Genomic DNA, 21,268 nt, shown 5'->3' with positions numbered 1-21,268 from the left:
CCGCTTGCCTTCAGCCCGCCTGGACCGAGCGCAGGCGGGGCTGGCTTTTTTCGATGTCCAGGATCTCGCCTTCGGCGCCGTGATGGATGACCGACACCCTGGCCGCGCGCAGCTGCGCAAGCTGGGCGGGCGTGACGGCGAAGCTCTTGGCCAGCCGATGGTCCGAGAGCGGCTTGATGGGCTTGCGGCGGTCCTTGCCGCCGAAGCGCCGGTGGTTGTATATCGCCCAGCCCACCAGCAAGGCGGCATTCGCCAGCGCCAGCAGCCCATATCCCCAGAGCGTGCGCACGGTGGGCAGGAAGACGGGCCACAGGGCTACGTCGGGCCCGCCGGCCGCAGCGCGCAGGATGGCCACGATGCCGGAACCGAACAGATAGACGAAGGCGAACCAGCCGACGGCAGTCAGCAGAAGGTCGAACAGATAGCCCGCGCGCGAGCGTTGCGTGGTGATGATCATGATGCGTCCGGTGATTTGATGCCCCGGTCCGGGCTGGTCCAGCGCGCGCGCCGGGCCTGCTTGCGAAGCATGACTTTGGGAAAGCTGACCAGCGTGGTGAACAGGCTGACCATCCAATAGGCCAGCGGATACCAGATGACCCAGTACAGCGCGCGGGTCAGGCCGGGTTCATAGCGGCGGTCGATCAGGATGCTGACCGCGAATTGAAGCAGGCACACCATCGCCAGCATCATGCCGGTGAAGGCGGGCGGCATCAGGCTGGCGATCTGCATCTGGTTGGGCAGGGCGACGAACTGGCTGATGACCCACAGCAGCACCGAAATCGCGAACGCGAACGCCCAGGCGGTGGACAGGCAGAATTCCGCCACCAGCGGCCACAGCCGGCGATGGCGCCAGCTCCAGATCGAGCGCAGGTTCTTCAAGAAAACCTCGGCGCCGCCCTGGGCCCAGCGCAGGCGCTGCTTCCACAATCCGCGCAAGGTCTCGGGCATCAGGATCCAGCACAGTCCGCGCGGCTCGTAGAAAATCGACCAGTGGTCGCGTTGCAGCTTCCAGCTGATGTCGATGTCTTCGGTAATCATGTCCAGGCTCCAGTAGCCCACGCGATCCAGCGCCGCGCGACGGAACGCGGCCACCACGCCGGAGACGGTAAACACCTGCCCGTAAACGCGCTGCGTACGCTTGATCAGGCCGATGATCGACGAGAACTCGCCCACCTGGATGCGGCCGATCAGCGTCGAGCGCGTGCGGATGCGCGGGTTGCCGGTGACGGCGCCGACGCGCGGATTGTCGATCAGCGGCGCCACCAGATACGCGGCCGCGTCCGGGTCCAGCACCGCGTCGCCGTCGATGCAGACCAGGTATTCGCTGCGCGCGGCCAGGGCGCCCATGCGTAGCGCCATCGCCTTGCCCTGGTTCTGAGCCAAGTGCACCACTCGCAGTTTCGGCTGCGATGCCGCCAGCCGGTCCAGCATGGCGGCGGTGCCGTCGCTGGAGCCGTCATTGATGGCAATGACTTCGATGTGCGGATAGTTCTGGTTCAGCGCGGCCAACAACGTTTCTTCGCCGTTGCCGGCTTCGTTGAAGCAGGGCACCAGGATGGACACCAGCGGATCGCCGGCAAGCACGGGCGGCTGGCGATCCTTGCCCCAGGCCCAGTGCCGTTCCCAATGCCACCAGAAGTAGATGCCGCCGGCCATCCACATGCCGGACATGAAGAGGGGGTAGAAGAAGACGAAACCCAGCAGCGCTTCGCCGGTCAGCATCAAGGTGAAGCCGAACGGCGCGCCGAGCACCGCGCAAAGGATTATCAGGGCGAGCAGACGGTCGATCATCGGATGGGATACCACGCTTCGGAGAGGGCGGGCCGGATGCCTTGCAACCGGGGCTGGTCCTGCGAGAAGTCATCGGGGTAGTAGCCGAAACTGGGCGCGCCGCGCCGTTGCAGGCGCTGCATCCAGCCGGCCAATACGGCGGTGTCCACGGGCGCGCCTTCGGGCTGGCCGGGGCCCGCGCGCCAATCGCGGCTTTGCAGTTCGAACACGGTCTTGCCGAGCGCGCCCGGACGGCGGGCGACGGCGTCGACCATCGCATCCAGCCAGGCGTTCTCCTTGCCCTTCGGCACGTTTTCCATCAGCGGCATCGCCATGGGGGCGGTCCAGTCGTAAGCGCCCAGGAAGTCGTCCAGGTTCTGCGCGAACCAGGTTTCGGATTCGGGATTCAGGACGGGCTGCGCATAGATGTTGCGCGCGGTCTTGATCTGGGGCCCGCGCACGGCCCGCACGCGCTGCGTGAGGCTGGCGGTGAAATCGATCAGAGCGCGGCTTTTGAAGCGGGTCCAGCGTTGCAGGGTGTCCGGATCCGCACGCAGGTCGGCGATGCTGCCGGGCAGGCCGGCCGCGCGGTAGGCGGCAAGTGCTGCGGGGCTGGCGTCTTCGAAATCGGACAGCAGGGCGTCGTCGTGGAACAGCAGGCCGTCGAAGATCGCGTAGCGCGCCAGGTCTTCGTACAGGTCGCCGATGCGGGCGCGCACGGTGGCGTCGAAGGGCGACAGGCGGCGGTATTGGTCGGGGTCGGCTTGCGGCGCGCCTGCCGCCTCGGGGTCCCACCGGGTGACGCGAGGCAGCGACGGGTCCAGGTCAAAGGCCAGCACTGGCATCCAGGCGTAAACCATCACGTTGGCGCGGTTGTGCAATTGCCAGGCTGCGCGGTTGAACAGGTCGGCGCGCATGGGCAGCCAGCGGTTGGGGAAGTACACCGACTTCACCAGACCGTCGCCTTCGGGATCCGCATACGCCTGCAGGAACACGGTGTTGATCTGCATGTCCAGGATGCGCTGCACCAGTTCACCCAGGTTGCGGTCGGTCTGCGCGGGATCGGGGTCGTAGACGTAGTCCAGATCGACGTGCGCCACCCGCATGAAGGGGTTCGCTTCCATGCCGACGACGCTGTTGGCGAAGGGTTTCAACGCCGGGTCGCTGGATAGCAGCAGCCGGGGCGTGGACATCAGGCGGCCCAACCGCCCGGCGCCGTCTTCCAGCGTCAGTGCCAACTGATAGCCGTGCTCGCCCGCGATGCGCAACGTGGAGCCGCCTTCCGCGCCATAGGGCCAGACCCAGACGCGGGGCGCGTGGCCGGTGACGCGGCGGATCTTCTCGGTGATGGCGGCTACGTCACGGCCCATGCGGGCATTGAACTGGGCTTCGGTTTCGTATTGGCGGGTCTGTGCGTTGTAGGCGCGAATGGCCGCAGCCGGTTCGGTGTTGCCCTGGGGATTGGCCAGGGCGCCGTAGTGGGACGCGTTGGTGTGCGCGGCGATTTCCACCAGGCCGGACCGCGAGATTTCGCGGATCTGGTCCCAGTTCAAAAAGCGATCGCGCGCCTCGGGGCTGCCGCCGAAGTCCACCGGCTTGTCGGCCGGCGTATCCATCCAGACACCCACGGGAGCCAGCAGCGCGGGCCAGTCGTAGGCTTTCAGGATAGGCAGCACCCGGGTGTAGAAGCTGCGGTAGCCGTCGTCGAACGACAGCAGCACGGCGCGTTCGGGCAGCGGCTGGCCGCCCTGGCGCGCGGCCAGGATCTGATCGACGGACACGGCCTGGTAGCCGTTGGCGCGCAGCCAGGCCAACTGGTCGACCAGCCGGTCGGTGCGCACGCTGAGGAAGCCCTGGTCAGGATCATCGTCTTCGACGTCGTGATAGGCCAGCGCCAGGAATTGATCCGGCTTCCAGGCCTGCTCGGCAGGAGCCACGGGGCGCTCGGCCGGCGGCGTGAAGACGGGGATGTCCTTGGCGCAGGCGGTCAGGGCCAGGATGACCAGCAGCAGCAAGCCTGCCAGGATCAAGCGGGTAGGGGTGTTAAGCGGCATGACGGGTTCTGGGTCCAGGTTCGGATGGAGGTTCAGAAGCGATAGGCAAGGTCGAACACGATGCGCAGTTCGCGTTCGCGCACGCCGTCGTAAGGGCGGCTGATGCCAGTGACCATCGCGCCCATGTCCAGCACGTCGTTGGCGCGGTAGCGCTGGCCGTAGCCCAGCGCCAGGACGCCGCCGGTGCCGTAGCCCTGCTGGCTGTAGGTGCCGGCGCCCAGCGTGCCGATCTGTTCCCAAGCGGTTTCGTAGCGGCGGTAAAGCGTATGCGTCAGGCGTACGCCCGGTACCGCCATGAAATCGGCCTTCGGGTTGAAGTAGGGGGCGTCGTCGCGCGTGTTGTGCTGGGACGACAGGTCCAGCTCCAGATCCGCCTTCAGGTGCGGGGCGGTGTAGACGCGTTCGCGGCCGTTCACGCCCAGTTCCCAGCGGCGGTTGCCGTCGCTGAAGCGCGACGGGGCGACCGCCAGCGTCCATTCGCGCCGTTCGTTGGCGCGCCAGCGCACAAATCCCGTCAGGCGGTTGGACGAGATGTCGTTGGTCAAGGCGCGCAGCGGCGTCTCGCGCGACATGATTTCCCCCGAGCCGCCGATCTGCCAGTGGTCGTCCAGGTCGTAGGCGGCCGACAGGCGCACGCCCGGTTTCACGCCATGGCCGTAATCGTTGGTGGAGACTTCGCCTTCGACGGTCAGGTCGCGGCCGCGCCATTCCACGCCGGTGCGCAGCCAGCGGTAGTTGCCGCGGCCTTCCTCGAAGTCGCCGGCCGCATAGCCGCCGCCGCCGAACACGCGCCAGTTGTAATTGATGGGCGAGGAATAGAGCACGGCGTCGATGCCAAAGTCACCGTTGCCGTTGACGGGGCTGTCCGAGGCCAGCCCGCGATAGCCGCTGATGCGCAATTCGGCCTTGTTGTGGACTTCCCATTCGCGCGCCAGACGGCGGCTGGTCAGGTTCTCGGGGGCGCGCGCCAGCGTATCGGCGGACAGCGCTTCCGCCTGCCGCCATTCCTGCAGGTCCAGCGCGGTGAAACCCTGGCCGTTTTCCACGCCCAGGCTGCGAGGCGCCAGGGTCTCGGCCATTTTCAGTTCGGCCTCTGCGGCGCGCGGCAACGACCGTGCGCGGTACAGGCCGGCCAGGTCGCTGCGCAGGCCGGAGTTGTTGGGCGCGTTGGCGACCATGTCTTGCAGGCTGGTTTGCGCGGCAACGGTGTCGTCGGCTTGCAGGCGCGCGGCGGCAAGCGTCTGGCTGCTTTCCAGGTTCAGATCATTCGGCATGCGGGTGGCCTGGCCCTTGTAGTAAAGCCAGGGGGCATAGCCCGACTGCACGGCTTCGGTCACCGCACCCGTCTCGTCGTATTGCTCGCCTTCGGCCAGCGCGTAGTAGCGCCCTGTCTGGTTGGCCAGCCGCTGCTCGGGATCGTCATTGTTGAAGGCGTCGTCAGCGGCGACCTGCTGGTAGAGGTCGCGGGCACGTTCAGGCTGGCGCAGGTACAGATAAGCCGAGGCCACATCGTTCAAGGCGTACCGCGGCACGCGGACGCCTTCGGCGACCAGGGCTTCGTACTCCTGCGTCAGGTCGGCCATGCGCACGCGTGCATGCAGGGCGTGCAGGCGGTCGATGCGGGCACGCGTCACGTCGTCGCGCGCCGCGTCGCCCAATTGCCGCCAGGCGGGAATCAGCACGTCGTAACGGGCCAGCGCGCGGTCGGCGATCACGAAGCGTTCGGCCTCGCTGCGCGTCGGCATCGCCGCCAGGCGCACCTGCTGGGCCAGCGCATCGGCCTCGAAGCCGCGCATCTGGGCGGCATTGAACAGGTCCGGATGCTGGCGCGCGCGTTCCAGCGCCGTGTCTGCCATGCGGGCGCGCTGCAGCGCGTAGATGTATTCGCGTTGCACCGCAGGGGAATCGGGGGCAAGGCCTTGCGCCAGATCCGTCTGATGCAGCGCTTCAAAGGGCTGGCCCTGGCGGGCGTGGACATAGGCCAGCGCCAGGCGCGCATCAGGGCTCTTGGATTGGCGCGCCACCCATTTGCGGCCCGCGGCCAGAGCCGGGTCGAATTGGCCGGCGTCGGCCAGGGTCATGATTTCACCAGCGGTGAAGGCGGGCTGTCCGGGGTAGCGGCGCAATCCTTCGCGGAAGGCGGCCTGGGCTTCGGGCCAGCGCCGTTCATCGCGATAGGCGCGGGCCACTGCCAACTGGACGTCCCCTGGCAGCGCCGTGCCGGAGTGCAGGGATTCGTAGGCCGCGATGGCCTCGGCCGGTTTGCCGGCCCAGCTGGCGATGATGATGTGATCGTGGACGACGCGGGCGCCAGCGGCCGGCCCTTGCTGGCGCAGCATGGCCAGCGCGGGCTCGTAGTCGCCGGCACGGGCGCGGATGATCAGGGCGTCGTAGTCCTCCGCCGGTCCTGCCAGAGCCAGGGCGGGCGCCAGGGCGGCGCAGGCGGCCAGTCGGCGCAATGTCGTTCGGGCAACCCGGGGTTGCTTGGGTCCTCTATCTTGCATCTGTTGTACTTCCGCAGTTGCGACTAGGGATGTTCATAGCTCCGCCGCCCTGGGGGCGCGCTGGCGGCAGAACCGGCAGCGACTCGAGCGGCGCGCGGGGCGCCCTCGGGAAGGGAAGCGAACATGTGGTTTGGACTGCGCGGCGCCCGCTACGGGGACCTTCGCACGCGCGCTGAGGCGGTGCATGGCTAGTACGCGCCACGCCCGTAGGGCGTGGTCGAGGGGCTTCTTGCGGCCCCTGCGACAAATGGGACTGTAGGGGTTTTCCGCAAATTCAACTGTCAATTACTGCAAAGGACGATCCTGACGAGTTCCCCTTGGCGTATTCTTCGTCGCATACCGTGCAATCGTCCTGGCGCGGCTAGTAAAGGTTCTGGATAAATCGCACTCGTCTCGCGGCGGCTCTTGGTCGTCCTGCGTGCCGTGCGTCTATTTGTCCTTCTGGTAACAAAAAGCATCAAAAATGCTGACGTGTAACGCGTCTCCACTTACGAACCCAGTGCAACGGCAATTCCAAGCGACGGCAAGCGCCTGAAGGCGCGACCCGGCAAAAACCATGACGACTTCCTTGTTCTTCCTGATGTGGGGGCTGGCTACGGCGTTGGCGTTGCCGCTGCTGCTGCCTTTCCAGGCGCGCGGCGTGGGCGGCGTCCAGGCGTTCATCGCGGCCAACGCGCTGGCCGTGATGTCCATGCTGTCGTACGCGTCGGCCGAGTTCATTACCGCAGGCGTCTATGTGATGGCGTCGAACGCGGCGTGGGTGTGCGCGGTGGGCCTGGTCTATGTGGGCCTGCGCCAGTTCTTCGGCCTGCGCCCGCACATCGTGCGCACCCTGGGTATCAGTGCGATGTGTCTGCTGGCGTTTGCCGTAATGCTGTACGGCGAGGACAACCTGGTCGGACGCATGGTGCTGTTTTCGGTCTACACCTGCGTGTATATGGCAATGGCGGGCCGGGTGATCTACCAGCAGCGCACCGAGATCCAGACGAGCGGCGTGACGCTTTACCTGATGTTGGCGACCTTCGGCCTGGCCGGCCTGCATGCAGTGCGCGCGGTGATCTACGCCGCTGGCCTGGCGCCGCCTGTCTCGCTGCTGCAACCGTCATCCTGGGGGCTGTTCTTCATTGTCTGCGGATCGGTCACCGTGCCCGCGCTGTTCCTGGCCTTGCTGCTGCTGATCCAGACCCGCCTGTCGGAACAGATGCAGGCCGCGCTGACGTTCGACAGCCTGACCCGCGCGTATTCCCGGCGCAGCATCCTGGATGAACTGGACCACGAATTGCAGCGGTGCAGCCGCATGGGCGGCCAGTTGGCGGTGCTGGTGCTGGACATCGACCATTTCAAATCCATCAACGACCGCTATGGCCACGCGGCCGGGGACACGGCGCTGCGGCATTACGCGCAGGTCGTGCAGAACGCGGTGCGCAATTCGGACCGCTTCGGCAGGCTGGGCGGTGAAGAGTTCGTGCTGCTGATGTACGACTGCGATCCGGCGCGGGCGTTGATCCACGCGCAGCGGGTGTGCGACGCCTTGCGGGATACGCCGCTGTACTTGCAGGGAGGCGAAGTGCAGATGACGACCAGCGGCGGCCTGGCGTCCTACCAGCCGGGCGACAGCGCCGACGTGATCCTGGCGCGCGCCGATGTGGCGTTGTACCGCGCCAAGGAACAAGGCCGCGACCGCGTGGAAATGGCATTTTCCGGGCGCGGCGCGGGTCGCGTGCAGGTGGGCAGTGTGGCGGCCAACACGCAGTTGGCCGCCCAGGAAGCCTCGGGGGACTAGCGCCGGTCCGAGGTTCCTTGCAGCGCGAGCTAGGGCTTGAGGTGCTCCGTCAGGAACTTCTCCATCGCTTCGTAGAACTCGAACTTGTTCTCGTCGTTGTGGAAGCCGTGGCCTTCGTTGTCCTTGACCATGTATTCCACTTCGATGCCGCGGGCCTTCAGCGCCTTGACCATCTGGTCGCTTTCATCCTTGTTCACGCGGGGGTCCTTGGCGCCCTGCGCGATGAACAGCGGCGTCTTGATCTTGTCCGCATGCAGCGCCGGCGAGGTGGCCGCCAGGCGGTCGTGGTCACGCTCCGGATGGCCCACCATGTCCTGCATCTTGTCCAGCATGGGCTTCCAGTACGGCGGAATGGACTTCATGAACGTGAACAGGTTCGACACGCCCACGTAGTCCACTGCAGCGGCATAGAGGTCCGGCGTGTAGGTCACGCCGGCCAGGGTGGCGTAGCCGCCGTAGCTGGCGCCGTAAATGCCGATGCGCTTGGGGTCGGCGATGCCTTCCTTGATCAGCCATTGGACGCCGTCAGTGATGTCGTCCTGCATTTTCAGGCCCCATTGCCCGAAGCTGGCTTCCCAAAAGGCGCGGCCGTAGCCGGTCGAACCGCGGAAGTTCATCTGCAGCACGCAGAAGCCGCGGTTGGCCAGGAACTGCGTTTCGGGGTTGTAGCCCCAGCCGTCGCGCGCCCACGGGCCGCCGTGCGGGTTCACGATGCAAGGCAGGTTCTTGGGATCGCGCCCGGCGGGCAGCGTCAGGTAGCCGTGGATGGTCAGGCCGTCGCGGCTTTGATAGCTGATCGGGCGCACGTGCGCCATGTCCGCTTCCGGGATGGCCGGGTTGATGTCGGCCAGTTTGGTCAGCGTGTCGGTGGTGGCGTCGTAGATGTAGCGCGAGCCCGGCGTGCGGTCGTTGTAGGCGGCGACGATGAACTTGTTTTCGTCGCGGTTGGAGCCTTGCAGCGCGATCTCGTAGCCCGAGAGCTTTGCCGACAGCGTCTTGAACAGTGCTTCGGACTGGGCGTCGAAGAACTTGAATTGCGGCTTGTCGGTCTGGTAGGCGGCCAAGGTCAGCACGCGCCGCTTGCGGGAGTAGCCCGCGCCGTCCAGGTCGACGGTGTCGGGGGTGAAGACTTCTTCCTCGGCGTCGGGCTTGGCCGGATCGATGACCACCAGCGACAACTTGTCGCGGCCGCGATTGCTCAGCGCGTAGAGCTTCTTGTCGTCGAAGGTGAAGAACGACGGGCTGACGCTGGTGCGGTAGTCGGTCGTGATCAGCGGGCGGAATTCCGATGCTTCGTCGTCGCGGTAGAGCAGGGTGGTGTTCAGGCCGTCGCTGGTGACGGCGGCGCGGACCTTGCCCGCGTGGTCCGTCTGCCAGCCGACGATGTTGCCCGGGTTTTGCGCGACCAGCACGGCGGCGCCGGTGTGCACGTTGACGCGGTAGACGTCGAACACTTCGGGGTTGCGCTGGTTGTGGCTGATCAGGACGTGGTCGGGATCGTCTTCCAGGTCGTCTTCGATGCTGGCGCGGGCGCCTTCATACGGGGTCAGGTCGGTGATCTTGCCGGTCTTGGCGTTCACGGCGAGCACGTGGTAGTTCTCGTCGCCGCCGAAGTCCTTCTGGTAGAGGACGACGTCGCCGCCCTTCCAGAAATAATTGCTGATGTCGCGGGCGGTTTCGCTGGTCAGTTGGCGGGGCTCGCCCACCAGCTTGCTGCCTTCCAGCGGCTGCACATAGATGTTCATGCGGGCCGGGTTGCCATCCACGCTGGTGGGCTGCATGAAGGCCAGGGTCTGGCCGTCTTCGGCCAGGCGGAAGAAGCCGCGTTCCGGATTGCGGAAGAAATCTTTCAGGGGGTAGGCGCGGGGGGGCGGCGGGGTGGCGCAGCCGCCCAGGGTGGTGCCGACGATGCTGGCGGCGAGAACGGTGCGCGTCATGAATGAAAACAAGGGGAGACCTCCGTGATTTCAATGCCTTACGTCTTGGGCATTGGCGGACTACGGTGCCTGCCGGCGCCGGGCGCCGACGGCTCGTCGATAATGCCATAGTCGCGCGGGCAGTGTCGAACCGGCCCCACTTATGCCGCCTGGCGGTTTGCGGGATAATCGCGGCAATTCATCTGGAGAATTACATGTACAGGAATCTGGTCGCGGCATCGGCGCTGGCGCTGGGCCTGGCGGGGTGCTCGCTGGGCATTTCGCAGGACGGCACGTCGCCGCACAGCGAGTTCAAGGCGCCGGTCGCCTTCAAGGATGCCTACGCCGCGGTGATCCGGCAGTCGAATAACTGCCTGCGTAGTACGGACAACGCCTACCGCGTGGTCCCCGATCTGAATGAAGGCGCGCAGTCGGCTGTCGTGCGCGTGCTGGCGCCGTATACCGACAATGAAATGACGCGCGTCGACCTGAAGGCCGCCGGTGAGAAAAGCACCGACGTGCGCATCGTGATGTGGGGCAAGGGCACCTGGGACGCGGCGGCGATGCGCGCGATGCAGGACGCCATCTACTACAGCATCACCTCGTGCAGCACCTACATGCCGCTGGATCCGCGGCCGCCGGTCAAGCCGTCGCGCGACTTGCCGAAGTAGGCGGGCCGCAGCGAGGCGCCCGGGTCAATCGCCGCCCGGACGACGGCGGATGATCTTGAAGGTGGCCGTCGCGCGCGCGACCAGCTCGCCATCGGCGCGGCGGATGTCGCCTTCACAGAAGGCGATGGACGCGCCGCGGCGCAGGCAGCGCGCCTCGATGACCAGGTCGCCCGTGCCGGGCGACAGGAACGTGGTGTTCATGTCGATGGTGGCCATGCCTTCGGTGGCATCGGCAGAACCGCGGGCGGCGGCGCTGAGCGTGAAGTCCAGCACGCTCATCAGCGTGCCGCCATGCACGTCGCCGCGGCTGTTGGTCAGGTCTTCGCGCCAGGGCAGCGAGGTGCGGGCGTAAGCCGGCGCGATGCTCTCGGGCACCAGGCCGATGAAGGTCATGAAGGGTATCGTCAGGCCAAAGTAATCGGTTTGGGCAGTTGCGTTCATGGATCGGTTGTGGGCGGAATGGGAAAGCGGGATCAGCCGGTCATAATATATTTTTTTGCAGTGGCCGCCAGCGCATCGCCGGGCCGGCCTCTTGTCCCCAAGCGGAATGTCTGAACTTATGCGCAAGATCGTGCATGTGGACATGGATGCGTTCTACGCGTCCGTGGAGCAGCGCGACAACCCTGAACTGCGTGGCAAGCCGGTGGTCGTGGCCTGGACCGGCCCGCGTTCGGTCGTGTGCGCCGCGTCGTACGAAGCCCGGCGCTTCGGCATCCATTCGGCCATGTCCGCAGTCCGCGCGGAACGGCTTTGCCCGCAGGCCATCTATGTGCCGCCGGACTTCAACCGCTATCGCGAGGTGTCGCGCCAGATCCGCCAGATTTTCGCCCGCCATACGGACCTGATCGAACCGCTGTCGCTGGACGAGGCCTACCTGGACGTGACGATCAACAAATGCGGGCTGCCGTCGGCCACGGAAGTTGCGCAGGTCATCCGGCACCAGATCCGGGAAGAGACCGGGCTGACCGCGTCAGCGGGCATCGCGCCCAACAAGTTCCTGGCCAAGATCGCGTCTGATTGGAACAAGCCTGATGGCCAATTCGTCGTCCGGCCGGGCAAGGTGCTGGACTTCTTGCAGCCCTTGCCGGTGCGCAAGGTGCCCGGCGTGGGCAAGGTGACGCAGGCCCGTCTGGAGCAACTGGGCATCCACACCGTGGGCGACCTGGCCACGCACAGCGCGGAAGAGCTTGAGCACTACTTCGGCCGTTACGGCAGGCGCCTGTACGAATTGGCGCGCGGCATCGACGAGCGCGAGGTGCAGACCGACCAGCCGTTGCAGCAGGTGTCCGCGGAGACGACGTTTTCGGAAGACATCCGGCTGGACGCGCTGGGCGACGCCATCGACCGCATGGCCGACCGGGTGTGGGACCAGGCGCTGAAGAAGGGCGCGCTGGGGCGGACGGTGGTGCTCAAGTTGAAGACCGACCGTTTCCGCATCCTGACGCGCAGCCAGACCAGCCCGAATCCGCCGGGATCGGCGGCGGAACTCGCCGCCGTGGCCAAGCTGCTGTGCGAACGCGTGGAATTGCCGCCGGAAACCCTGTACCGGCTGGCAGGAGTGGGGATGAGCAATTTTGCCGATCCCGCCGAGCAGGCGCGCCAGCCGGATCTGTTCGGCGGCGCGTTCTAACTGCCCGCTTCGGATCAGGCCAGGCGGGCCTTCACTTGCTGGGACAGGGCGGTCATGTCGGCACGGCCGGCCAGGGCTTGCTTGAGCAGCGCCATGACCTTGCCCATCGCGGGCGCACCGGTCACGCCTTGCGCGGCCACTTCGGCCAAGGCGGCGTCGATGGCGGCAGCCACTTCTTCAGGCGATGCGGCCTGCGGCAGGAATTCCTGCAGCACGGCCATTTCGGCCTTTTCCTGATCCGCCGTTTCCGTGCGGCCGGCCTGTTCGAACGCGGCGATCGACTCGCGGCGCTGCTTGACCTGCTTTTCGATGATGGCGGTGATCTCGGCGTCGGTCAGGTCGCGGCGTTCGTCCACTTCCTTCTGCTTGACGGCTGCCAGCAGGAAACGCAGCGTCGTCAGGCGCTCGGCGGCCTTGGCGCGCATCGCGTCCTTGACGGAATCAGAGAGGCGGGTCTTGAGCGTAGCAGTGCTCATGGGTGAACCTTTTGTGTGGTGTTGCGGCAATCCGCCAGTGTAAACCGGGCAGGCCGGCGCGGCATGGGTCGTATTTTGCCGCTCGCTTTTAAAGATGTATTATAAATGCATGTTTAAAAGCGAGCCCGCTCGCAACCCAAGGAGCACCTGATGTTGAGCCCCCAAATCCGTGCACTGGTCAAAGCCACGGCCCCCGTCCTCAAGACGCATGGCGTGGCGCTGACGCGCCATTTCTATGCACGCATGTTCGACCACAATCCCGAGTTGAAGCACGTCTTCAACCAGGCCCACCAGGCCGGCGGCCAGCAGCAGCACGCGCTGGCGGGCGCGGTGACGGCCTACGCCGAACACATCGACGACCCCTCCGTGCTGATGCCGGTGGTGACCCGCATCGTGCACAAGCACGTCAGCCTGGGCATCCGGCCCGAGCACTACGCCATCGTCGGCAAGCACCTGCTGGCGTCCATCCGCGAGGTGCTGGGCGAGGCCGCGACCGATGAGCTGGTGGACGCCTGGGGCGCCGCCTATGGCCAATTGGCGGATCTGCTGATCGCCGAAGAGGCGCGCCTGTACGCCGAGTCGGCCGGCAAGCCCGGCGGCTGGACGGGCTGGCGGGCGTTCCGCGTGGTGGGCAAGCAGGTCGAAAGCGCTGAAATCACCTCTTTCTACCTGGCGCCTTCCGATGGCGGCGCGGTGCCTGCCTATCAGCCGGGGCAATACGTGTCGGTGCGCATCTACGTGCCTGAACTGGGCTTGATGCAGCCCCGCCAATACAGCTTGTCGGATGCGCCGGGGCAGGATCGCCTGCGCATTTCGGTCAAGCGCGAACCGGCCGGTGCGCAGACGCCCGCGGGACGCGTGTCCAATGCTTTGCACGATCGCCTGGAAGAGGGCGGCGTGCTGGACGTGGCGCCGCCGCAGGGGGATTTCCATCTGAAAGCGGACAGCGATGCGCCCGTCGTGCTGCTGAGCGGCGGGGTGGGGCTGACGCCGATGGTGTCGATCCTGAATCATCTGGTGCGCAACAACGATGAACGTCAGATCCGCTTCGTGCACGGCTGCCGCAACCGGTCGGTGCATGCCATGAAGGACCACGTCAACCGCATCGCCGCCGAACGGGGCAATGTGCGCAAGGCCGTGTTCTACGAAGAGGTCGGCCACGACGACGAGCCGGGACGCGATTACGACCACGCCGGCCGGCTGGACCTGCGGGCCATCCGCGACGAGGTCATCGTGCCCGGCGCGGACTACTACCTGTGTGGTCCGGCCCCGTTCATGCTGGCGCAGCGCGAAGCGTTGCTTGCGCTGGGCGTGGGGTCTGACCGCATCCACGCCGAGGCCTTCGGCAGTGGCGGCGCGCCGGCCTGACCGGTGTATCCTGGCGGCCTGATCTGCCTGGACCGCCAGGCAACCTGTCTTCCATCCTATGCAACTGACCCGATTCACCGACTTCGGCTTGCGCGTGCTGATGTACCTGACGCAATGTCGCGACCGGCCTGCCGCCGTCACCATCCCGGAGATCGCGGGGCGTTTCGACGTCTCCCGCAATCACTTGGTGAAGGTGGTGCACTTCATGGCGCAGCGGGAATGGGTCAGCACGTCGCGCGGCAAAGGCGGCGGCCTGAGCCTGGCGCGCCCTGCGTCGGCATACCGCGTGGGCGACCTGATCCGCGAACTGGAACAGCAGGGCCCGCTGATCGATTGTCGCGAGCCACCCTGTGCGCTGGACGGTTCCTGCCGCCTGGCAGGCGTGCTGGCGCAAACGCTCAATGCCTTCTACGACGCGCTGAACGGCTATACGCTGGCCGATCTGGTGCGCGACCCCACGGCTGCGGCCATCATCAAGCTGCACCGCGCCGCCTAGGCGGGTCATGACGTTTTGTTATGGATGCTGCCGGCTTTGGCATTTGCCGCGTTCCCGGCAGGCGTTCCAGAATAGAGGCTGTTCCCCGTCTTTTGCCTTGGGGCCCCAAGGCACAAGCGCCCCGGGTAGGGGGTAGTAGGCAGACTTCTTTCAGGATTCAGGTATGCGCGTTTGCGTAATCGGTGCGGGCGTTGTCGGTGTGACGTCCGCCTATTTCCTGGCGCGCCAGGGTCACGATGTGGTGCTGGTCGACAGCCAGGCACGGCCGGCCGAGGTGTCCAGCTACGCCAATGGCGGCCAGCTCAGCTATAGCTATGTCGCGCCGCTGGCAGGGCCGGGCGTGCTGCCCAGCGTGCCCGGCTGGTTGCTGCGCGAGGATTCCCCGCTGCGCTTCCGGCCTCGGCTGGACCCGCATCAATGGCGGTGGTGCCTGCAGTTCGCGCTGGCCTGCCGCGCATCGGTCGCGAAGGCCTCGACCGCGCAGCTGCTGGGGCTGTCCTACCTGAGCCGCGACGTCATGCATACCTTGCTGGCGCAGGAAGACCTGGATTTTGGCCATTTGAAAAACGGCAAGCTGATTGCCTACCGCAGCGCGGCCCTGCTGGACAAGGCGCGCGCGCTGGTGGCGTATCAGGCCGGGCATGGCGCCGAGCAGCAGGTGCTGGACGCCGCGCAGACGCTGGCGATGGAGCCCGCGCTGGCCGCCATGGGCGACAAGCTGGCCGGCGCTATCTATACCCCCAGCGAAGAGGCGGGCGATTGCCGCCAGTTCACCGAAGCCTTGTTCGACCGCCTGCAGGCGCTGGGCAATGTGGAATGCGTCATGTCCAATCCGGTGGCCGGCCTGCAGCGCGAAGGCCGCCGCATCGTGGCGGTGAACACCCGCGAGGGCGACATCGGCGCCGACGCCGTGGTGCTTGCCACTGGTATCGGCACGCGCGCCCTGCTCAAGCCGCTGGGGCAGGATGTGCCTTTGTATCCGCTGAAGGGATACAGCCTGAGCGTGCCGCTGTCGGATGACGACGCCGTCGCGCCGCGCATCAGCGTGACGGATTATGAACGGCGCATCGTCTATGCCCGCGTGGGCGGCGTGCTGCGGATCGCAGCCATGGTCGATATCGGCAGCGCCAATGCGGACATCGATTCGGCGCGCGTGAACTTGTTGAAGCGGCAGGTGCATGAGGCCTTTCCTTCCCTGGACTTGCGCCAGGCCATTCCCTGGGCGGGCCTGCGCCCCGCCACGCCTACCGGCAAGCCGCTGATCGGGCGCGCCGCTGCGGCCGACAACCTGTGGCTGAACATCGGCCAAGGGGCGCTGGGCTTCACCTTGGCCTGCGGTAGCGCGGCCTTGCTGACGGCCCAGATGGCGGGATTGGAACTGCCGCTGGACCCCGCGCCGTTCCGGCCGTGAACGCGCCGGCCGGCTGGGTCGGCATGTCCATTTCGCGATAGCGGCTGCCTTTTCATCGGCAGACGGGCCCGCGCACGCTCAATAGGATAGCGGTCATCCCGCAGCGCCCGCCGGCTTGCCGGCAGTTCCAGCGGGATCCGATCCTCCTCCTGCGAGCGCATTCATCATGTCCTATCTGTTCCCCTTGTTCGCCATCCTGTTCTGGGCGGGCAATGTCATCGTGTCCAAGATGGCCGCCAGCGCCATCTCGCCCACGGCAATCACGTTCTACCGCCTGGTGCTGGCCTTGGTACTGATGGGCCTGTTCACGGCCCGTCCGGCCTGGCGCAACCGCAAGGTCATCCTGCGGCACTGGCCCAAGCTGGCGCTGTACGGCGCCTTGTCGTCGGCGGTGTTCCAGGCGCTGTCCTACCGCGCGGCTGAAACCACCACTGCCACCAACATGGCTATCCTGACGGCGCTGATTCCGTTGCTGAGCATGCTGCTTAGCGTCGTCATCCTGCGCGATCCCCTGACGCTGGGCATGGCCGCGGGCGGGGTGCTGTCGTTTCTGGGGCTGCTGTACCTGGTGGGGCAGGGCGACATGCTCAGCGTGTTCCAGCACGGCATCCATATGGGCGACGGGCTGATGCTGCTGGCCGCCATGTCCTATGCGCTGTACGGGGTGCTGCTGCGCCACTGGAAGGTGCCGGTTCCCGCCTGGCAATCCACGTTCGTGCAGTCGATCTTCGCGCTGCTCTACATGCTGCCGCTCTATCTGCGCGTGCCGGCGGCGCAGGCTGCGTTGGACGTGAACACCATTCCGCTGATCCTTTATGCCGGCATCTTTTCGTCGGTGTTGCTGTCGTACCTGTGGATCGAGGGCGTGCACCGGCTTGGCCCCACCCGCTGCAGCATTTTCATCAACCTGCTGCCCTTGTTCACGGCGCTGGCGGCGTTTGTGATGCTGCGCGAGCAGTTGCACGGATACCACCTGCTGGGCGGGGCGGTGACGCTGGCGGGCGTGCTGCTGGCGCAGACGGTGCAGCGTCCACTGTTCGGCCGCGCGCCCGCCCGGGCCTTGGCGGCTGGCAAGGTCTAGGGTCAGTGCGGGGCTGCTTTCAGGGGCAACCGGCCCCCGACCGCTGATTCACGGGCGTTCAATACAGGCGCTTCCCGTCGCGCGATAGTGCGGTGCTTTAGCGGGAGCGCCCATGAGCCTTTTCCAAAGAACCACCATCGCGCTGGCGCGCAGCCCCATGATGGGCCGCGCGATGCGGGCGATGGCCGCCCGGTCGTCACTGGCGCGCCGTTTCGTCGGCGGCGCGGATGTGGAGGCCGCCGTCCAGACCGCCTTGCGCTTGCGCGACGCGCACGGCATCCGGGCGTCGCTTTTCTATCTGGGCGAATACGTGGCGGACCCGGCCGCCATCGAGCACAACGTGGCGCAGGCCATCGACGCCTGCGACGTGCTGGGCAGGGCGGGCCTGGACGTGCACGTGTCAGTGGATCCCACCGCCATCGGCTATATGGACAGCGATGCGCGGGGCGAGGACAACGCCCGGCGAATCGCCGCGGCGGTGTCGCGGGCCGCGCGCGGCGGGCAGGACTGGATGGTGCTGGACATGGAAGACGCCGCCATCCGCGACCGCACCTGCGCACTGCACCGCAGCTTGCAGGAAACGGGCCTGCCTGTCGGCCTGACCTTGCAGGCGCGGCGCCGGCGCACGCCAGAAGACCTGACGTGGGCGATCCGGCAACGGACTTCGCTGCGTCTGGTGAAAGGCGCGTTTCCTGAGCGCGCGCTGGATCACGCGGGTCGCGCGGGCATCGATCAGGCGTATCTGGACGCGGCGTCCATCATGCTGTCGCGCGAGGCGCGCGACGCGGGTTTCCATCCCGTCTTCGGCACGCATGACGACCGCCTGGCCGGCGCGATCATGACGCTGGCGCGCGAGCGCGGGTGGCCGCCCGATGGCTTCGAATTCGAAATGCTCTATGGCGTGCGCCCCGACTGGCAACTGGCGCTGCGCGGCTTGGGCTATAACGTCAGGGTCTATCTTCCGTTCGGCGGCGACTGGTGGCCGTACGCCATCCGCCGGGTGGGGGAGAATCCTCGTAACGCGTGGCTGCTGGCCCGTTCCCTGACCTCGGACAGGCACTATTTCAGCTAGCCACAGCCTGAAGGCATCATGGCGGCTTCTCGACACATCTGGCATTGCGGCGCCGGCCTGCCCGGCGACGTGCTGATCGCGGATTTGCGCGCCTATCGCTATGCGCCACATTTCCACGACGCCTGGTCCATCGGTGCCATCGAGCACGGCCGTTGCACCTTCACGGTACATGGCCAGGCTCATGCCGCCAGCGAGGGCGACGTGGTGGTGATCGCGCCCGGCCAGGTCCATACCGGCGGCACCTCGGCCGCGCCGTTGACGTATCGCATGGCGTACATCGACGCCCAGTGGTTCGACGACCACGCGCGCGCCTTGTTCGCCGACGGCGCGCGCTTGCCGGGGCCCGTCATCACGGCGCCAGGCCTGTGCGCGCAATGGCTGGCCGCGCTGACGCCGGACCCGATTCCCGACCCGGCGCGCCGCGAACGCCTGTCCGCCGGCTTATTCGGGCTGCTGGCTGCGCACGCCGGCGCCGGCGACCCGGCCTTGACCGATGCACCCGACGTCTGCGCCTTGCTGCGCGAACGCATGGCCGCCGATCCGTCCTGCGCGCCGGATCTGGAAGCGCTGGCGCAGGCGCAAGACCGCCATCGCACGACGCTCGTCAAGCAGTTTGCCCGCCGCTACGGCCTGCCGCCGCAGGCCTGGCTGCGCAATTGGCGGGTGGCGCGGGCGCGGGTGCTGTTGCGCGATGGCTTGCCGCTGGCGCAGGCGGCCCATGCGGTGGGGTTCGCGGATCAAGCGCACCTGACCCGTGTCTTCAAGCAGGTTTACGGCAGCACCCCCGGCGTGCTGCAACGGGCTGGCGCGTCCCACACGTTGTGAGCGCGGGGCGTCTCCATCCGGTAGTCGGAGTATTTGCGCGTGAAAAAGGCGGCGCCCAGTTGTTCGGCTGCCAGCAGCGGTTGGCGCGGGTCCGCCGCGACTTCTCCGCGCTTGTTGCCTGCGCCGTGCACATAGCCGACAAAGTCCGAATGCGTGTAGCGCGCGTATTCCTGCACCTGATGCAAGATACCCAGCGCCGCGCCGGCATAGGTTTCCTCGGACACGACCGTCAGGCCCAAGCGCTTGCCGGTCATGGCGGCTTTGACCCGTTCCGGCTCCGAGCCCGAACCCGCGTAATGGGTGAAGGAACGGTCGAAGAACGCCTTGGCCTGCGCGGACATCCCGTACCAATACACAGGCGTGCAGATCAGGACGCCGTCGGCAGGCAGGAAATACTCGCCGAACAGTTCGCCGTAGCGGTCGGCCGGGGCGGAACCGTGGCGCAGGTCGGGCAGGAAGCCCTGGATGTAGTCGTCCAGGAACAGCAGGGTGGTGGCGGTGCCGGCCGCGTCGGCGCCGCGTTGCGCGGCCGCGGCCAGGGCTGCGCTGTTGCCGTCGCGCCGGGGGCTGCCCACCAGAATGAGCAGTTTTTTTTCTTGATGATTTGAATTCATGTTGGGATCCTTGGATTCGGCATGCGTGGTTCATGCTTGACCGTCAATGTAGGCAGGCCAAGACGCCGCGACAAATGACGATTCCTTGGTTACGATGAATTCATTTCATGTATAGGGCCGTTTTTCATGTTTGCCAACCTTCCGGTCACGGCGCTGCGTACGTTTGAAGCGGCGGCCAGGCTGCGCAGTTTCAAGCTGGCCGCGGCCGAACTCGCGGTGACGCCCACCGCGGTGTCGCACCAGATCAAAGCGTTGGAACGGCAGGCGGGGTTCGCGCTGTTCGACCGCGTGCCGCGCGGCGTGCGGCTGACCGACAAGGGCGCGCGCCTGTTCGTCAGCGTGCACGGCGCCTTGCTGGATGTGGCGCAAACGCTGGACGCCTTGCGGCCGGCGCCGGCTTCGGGCGCGTTGACGGTGTCCACCACGCATTCCTTCGCGGCGCTGTGGCTGGTGCCCAGGCTGGGGCGCTTCTACGACGCCTATCCGCAATACCAGTTGCGCCTGAACGCCAACGCCGATCCTGTGGACCTGCTGCAGGACGCCAGCGTGGATGTCGCGATCCGCTATAGCCCGCATGCCTATCCGGCCTTGCACGCCGCGTGCCGGCTGCCGGAGTCGTTTGGCGTATACGGCGCGCCTTCGATGGTGGCGCAGGCAGGAAAACGCGCGCCAGCGCTGGTAACGGTGCACTGGCGCGACTCCCAGCTGTATGACCTGGGCTGGCAGGCGTGGTGCGACGCGGCGCGCTTGCCGTCGTGGCGCAAGCCGGCGGCGGTGCATGCGTACACGGAAGAGCATTACGCCCTGCAGGCGGCGATTGCCGGGCAGGGCCTGGTGCTGGCCAGTTCCGTCATGGTGTCGGACAGCGTGGCCGCCGGCACGCTGGCGGCGTATCGGCCTGACGTGCGCGTGGCCGGGTCAGCCTACACCGCGCTGTGCGCGCCGGGCCGCGAACGGCACCCCCCGGTCAAGGCGTTCCTGGGTTGGTTGAGCCAGGAGTTCCTGGGGTAGCGCGCGGCGCCGGTTCCAGTGCCTTGGGGGTGAGCGCGTGCCGAGGCACGGGCCGGGGAAGCAGCGGCAGCGCCGCCAACATGCACAGGCCGGCGATCACCCAGGTCACCGGCCACGAGCTTGCCGCGACCACGTGCGGGATGGCCAGCGGCGTCAGGAACAGGCCCAGGTAGACGCAGCTGTTGGCCATGCCCAGCGCGGTGCCGGCGCGCGAGGCGCCCGCCAAGGTGGCCAATTCCGTATAGGCCACGCCGTGCCAGGCCGACGCGCAGATGCCTGCCGCCGCCAGGAGGCTGGCGGTCGCCAACACGACGCCCGGGCGGCCCGGCGCGCCGTCGACTGCCCAGGCCACGGCGCCCAGCGCCGCGAACAGCAGGCAGCTCAGCCAGGTGCAGCGGCGCAGGAAGGCGCGCCGGTCGCCATGGCGATCCGTCCAATGCCCGGCCGCGATGCGCGCCACCATGGCGCCCAGTTGCACGGCGACCATCACGCCCGTCAGCGTGCCGATGCCCGCCTGGCTGAAGTCGTGCAGGAACACGGTGGCGAACGTCAACACCGCGAATTGCGGGCTGCACATGACGCCGAT

The 21,268-nt window shown here is 66.9% G+C and carries 19 protein-coding genes; 10 read left to right on the top strand and 9 right to left on the bottom strand.

What is annotated here, in order from left to right; translation table 11 throughout:
• Window positions 1-10 precede the first annotated feature (10 nt).
• From pgaD to pgaA, 4 genes are read right to left on the bottom strand one after another with little or no spacing between them, the layout of a single operon-like run.
• Window positions 11-457, bottom strand: a complete 447-nt coding sequence (pgaD, locus tag AC27VE_RS27305; RefSeq protein ID WP_006226911.1) for a poly-beta-1,6-N-acetyl-D-glucosamine biosynthesis protein PgaD — start codon at window positions 455-457, stop codon at window positions 11-13.
• Window positions 454-1,791 (bottom strand): poly-beta-1,6-N-acetyl-D-glucosamine synthase, encoded by a 1,338-nt coding sequence (gene pgaC, locus AC27VE_RS27300; RefSeq protein WP_088590423.1) that lies wholly within the window; start codon window positions 1,789-1,791, stop codon window positions 454-456. Before pgaC ends, pgaD begins: the two co-directional genes overlap by 4 nt.
• Window positions 1,788-3,824 carry a poly-beta-1,6-N-acetyl-D-glucosamine N-deacetylase PgaB gene (gene pgaB / locus AC27VE_RS27295; protein WP_488705499.1) on the bottom strand — a complete coding sequence of 679 codons (2,037 nt, stop codon included), beginning with the start codon at window positions 3,822-3,824 and terminating at the stop codon, window positions 1,788-1,790. Before pgaB ends, pgaC begins: the two co-directional genes overlap by 4 nt.
• Window positions 3,825-3,856: 32 nt before the next feature.
• The gene (gene pgaA, locus AC27VE_RS27290) at window positions 3,857-6,328 is read right to left on the bottom strand and encodes a poly-beta-1,6 N-acetyl-D-glucosamine export porin PgaA (RefSeq protein ID WP_488705498.1); all 2,472 of its coding nucleotides are present in this window, start codon (window positions 6,326-6,328) and stop codon (window positions 3,857-3,859) included.
• A gap of 556 nt (window positions 6,329-6,884) precedes the next feature.
• Between pgaA and AC27VE_RS27285 the strand changes: the two genes are divergently transcribed.
• Entirely contained in the window at window positions 6,885-8,111 is a 1,227-nt protein-coding gene (locus AC27VE_RS27285; protein WP_488705497.1) for a sensor domain-containing diguanylate cyclase, read from the top strand.
• Window positions 8,112-8,140: 29 nt separating this feature from the next.
• Here the strand turns inward: AC27VE_RS27285 and AC27VE_RS27280 are convergent, their stop codons facing one another.
• Entirely contained in the window at window positions 8,141-10,048 is a 1,908-nt protein-coding gene (locus tag AC27VE_RS27280) for a S9 family peptidase (RefSeq protein ID WP_377785540.1), read from the bottom strand.
• 194 nt (window positions 10,049-10,242) lie between these two features.
• Between AC27VE_RS27280 and AC27VE_RS27275 the strand changes: the two genes are divergently transcribed.
• Window positions 10,243-10,698: a BPTD_2524 family lipoprotein gene (locus AC27VE_RS27275; protein WP_088590428.1), complete on the top strand. Its 456-nt coding sequence runs from the start codon at window positions 10,243-10,245 to the stop codon at window positions 10,696-10,698.
• Window positions 10,699-10,722: 24 nt separating this feature from the next.
• Here the strand turns inward: AC27VE_RS27275 and AC27VE_RS27270 are convergent, their stop codons facing one another.
• Window positions 10,723-11,139 (bottom strand): PaaI family thioesterase, encoded by a 417-nt coding sequence (locus AC27VE_RS27270; RefSeq protein WP_088590429.1) that lies wholly within the window; start codon window positions 11,137-11,139, stop codon window positions 10,723-10,725.
• 106 nt (window positions 11,140-11,245) lie between these two features.
• On the opposite strand from AC27VE_RS27270, the gene dinB reads away from it, so the two are divergent.
• Complete coding sequence (gene dinB, locus AC27VE_RS27265; RefSeq protein WP_035213961.1) at window positions 11,246-12,328, top strand: DNA polymerase IV; 1,083 nt, start codon at window positions 11,246-11,248, stop codon at window positions 12,326-12,328.
• Window positions 12,329-12,342: 14 nt separating this feature from the next.
• Here the strand turns inward: dinB and AC27VE_RS27260 are convergent, their stop codons facing one another.
• Window positions 12,343-12,804 (bottom strand): GatB/YqeY domain-containing protein, encoded by a 462-nt coding sequence (locus AC27VE_RS27260; RefSeq protein ID WP_006226902.1) that lies wholly within the window; start codon window positions 12,802-12,804, stop codon window positions 12,343-12,345.
• Between the two features lie 150 nt (window positions 12,805-12,954).
• On the opposite strand from AC27VE_RS27260, the gene hmpA reads away from it, so the two are divergent.
• The 6 genes from hmpA (at window position 12,955) to AC27VE_RS27230 (ending at window position 19,057) form a co-directional block, all read left to right on the top strand.
• Window positions 12,955-14,172, top strand: a complete 1,218-nt coding sequence (gene hmpA, locus AC27VE_RS27255; RefSeq protein WP_424625810.1) for an NO-inducible flavohemoprotein — start codon at window positions 12,955-12,957, stop codon at window positions 14,170-14,172.
• 58 nt (window positions 14,173-14,230) lie between these two features.
• Window positions 14,231-14,668, top strand: a complete 438-nt coding sequence (locus tag AC27VE_RS27250; protein ID WP_006226900.1) for an Rrf2 family transcriptional regulator — start codon at window positions 14,231-14,233, stop codon at window positions 14,666-14,668.
• Window positions 14,669-14,831: 163 nt separating this feature from the next.
• Window positions 14,832-16,079, top strand: a complete 1,248-nt coding sequence (locus AC27VE_RS27245) for a D-amino acid dehydrogenase (RefSeq protein ID WP_488705496.1) — start codon at window positions 14,832-14,834, stop codon at window positions 16,077-16,079.
• A 166-nt stretch (window positions 16,080-16,245) separates the two neighbouring features.
• Window positions 16,246-17,160: a DMT family transporter gene (locus AC27VE_RS27240; protein WP_427957570.1), complete on the top strand. Its 915-nt coding sequence runs from the start codon at window positions 16,246-16,248 to the stop codon at window positions 17,158-17,160.
• Window positions 17,161-17,272: 112 nt separating this feature from the next.
• Window positions 17,273-18,232, top strand: coding sequence for a proline dehydrogenase family protein (locus AC27VE_RS27235; RefSeq protein ID WP_488705495.1), 960 nt, complete (start codon window positions 17,273-17,275; stop codon window positions 18,230-18,232).
• A gap of 18 nt (window positions 18,233-18,250) precedes the next feature.
• Window positions 18,251-19,057 (top strand): helix-turn-helix transcriptional regulator, encoded by an 807-nt coding sequence (locus AC27VE_RS27230; protein WP_488705494.1) that lies wholly within the window; start codon window positions 18,251-18,253, stop codon window positions 19,055-19,057.
• Here the strand turns inward: AC27VE_RS27230 and AC27VE_RS27225 are convergent.
• A complete protein-coding gene (locus AC27VE_RS27225) occupies window positions 19,003-19,671 on the bottom strand; it encodes a flavodoxin family protein (protein ID WP_488705493.1) in 669 nt (222 codons plus the stop codon). The genes AC27VE_RS27230 and AC27VE_RS27225 overlap by 55 nt on opposite strands.
• A 126-nt stretch (window positions 19,672-19,797) precedes the next feature.
• Here AC27VE_RS27225 and AC27VE_RS27220 point away from each other — a divergent pair, with 126 nt between their 5' ends.
• The gene (locus AC27VE_RS27220; RefSeq protein WP_280027784.1) at window positions 19,798-20,682 is read left to right on the top strand and encodes a LysR substrate-binding domain-containing protein; all 885 of its coding nucleotides are present in this window, start codon (window positions 19,798-19,800) and stop codon (window positions 20,680-20,682) included.
• On the opposite strand, the gene AC27VE_RS27215 is transcribed toward AC27VE_RS27220, so the two are convergent.
• A partial coding sequence (locus AC27VE_RS27215; RefSeq protein ID WP_488705492.1) for an MFS transporter occupies window positions 20,639-21,268 on the bottom strand: 630 nt, incomplete at its 5' end. The two genes, AC27VE_RS27220 and AC27VE_RS27215, sit on opposite strands and share 44 nt — an antisense overlap.

The sequence above is a fragment of the Achromobacter sp. 18P8.1.1 genome (assembly GCF_057799415.1).
The sequence above is the reverse complement of the archived record's forward strand: the minus strand, read 5'-3'. Positions and strand labels throughout refer to the sequence as shown.

Bases quoted from the DNA above. Each gene is read 5' to 3' on its own strand.
- AC27VE_RS27270 (WP_088590429.1), bottom strand. From the start codon at position 11,139: ATGAACGCAACTGCCCAAACCGATTACTTTGGCCTGACGATACCCTTC.
- AC27VE_RS27260 (WP_006226902.1), bottom strand. From the start codon at position 12,804: ATGAGCACTGCTACGCTCAAGACCCGCCTCTCTGATTCCGTCAAGGAC.
- AC27VE_RS27225 (WP_488705493.1), bottom strand. From the start codon at position 19,671: ATGAATTCAAATCATCAAGAAAAAAAACTGCTCATTCTGGTGGGCAGC.
- AC27VE_RS27220 (WP_280027784.1), top strand. From the start codon at position 19,798: ATGTTTGCCAACCTTCCGGTCACGGCGCTGCGTACGTTTGAAGCGGCG.
- dinB (WP_035213961.1), top strand. From the start codon at position 11,246: ATGTCTGAACTTATGCGCAAGATCGTGCATGTGGACATGGATGCGTTC.
- AC27VE_RS27245 (WP_488705496.1), top strand. From the start codon at position 14,832: ATGCGCGTTTGCGTAATCGGTGCGGGCGTTGTCGGTGTGACGTCCGCC.
- AC27VE_RS27240 (WP_427957570.1), top strand. From the start codon at position 16,246: ATGTCCTATCTGTTCCCCTTGTTCGCCATCCTGTTCTGGGCGGGCAAT.
- AC27VE_RS27250 (WP_006226900.1), top strand. From the start codon at position 14,231: ATGCAACTGACCCGATTCACCGACTTCGGCTTGCGCGTGCTGATGTAC.
- AC27VE_RS27230 (WP_488705494.1), top strand. From the start codon at position 18,251: ATGGCGGCTTCTCGACACATCTGGCATTGCGGCGCCGGCCTGCCCGGC.
- AC27VE_RS27275 (WP_088590428.1), top strand. From the start codon at position 10,243: ATGTACAGGAATCTGGTCGCGGCATCGGCGCTGGCGCTGGGCCTGGCG.
- pgaB (WP_488705499.1), bottom strand. From the start codon at position 3,824: ATGCCGCTTAACACCCCTACCCGCTTGATCCTGGCAGGCTTGCTGCTG.
- pgaD (WP_006226911.1), bottom strand. From the start codon at position 457: ATGATCATCACCACGCAACGCTCGCGCGCGGGCTATCTGTTCGACCTT.
- pgaC (WP_088590423.1), bottom strand. From the start codon at position 1,791: ATGATCGACCGTCTGCTCGCCCTGATAATCCTTTGCGCGGTGCTCGGC.
- AC27VE_RS27280 (WP_377785540.1), bottom strand. From the start codon at position 10,048: ATGACGCGCACCGTTCTCGCCGCCAGCATCGTCGGCACCACCCTGGGC.
- AC27VE_RS27235 (WP_488705495.1), top strand. From the start codon at position 17,273: ATGAGCCTTTTCCAAAGAACCACCATCGCGCTGGCGCGCAGCCCCATG.
- AC27VE_RS27285 (WP_488705497.1), top strand. From the start codon at position 6,885: ATGACGACTTCCTTGTTCTTCCTGATGTGGGGGCTGGCTACGGCGTTG.
- pgaA (WP_488705498.1), bottom strand. From the start codon at position 6,328: ATGCAAGATAGAGGACCCAAGCAACCCCGGGTTGCCCGAACGACATTG.
- hmpA (WP_424625810.1), top strand. From the start codon at position 12,955: ATGTTGAGCCCCCAAATCCGTGCACTGGTCAAAGCCACGGCCCCCGTC.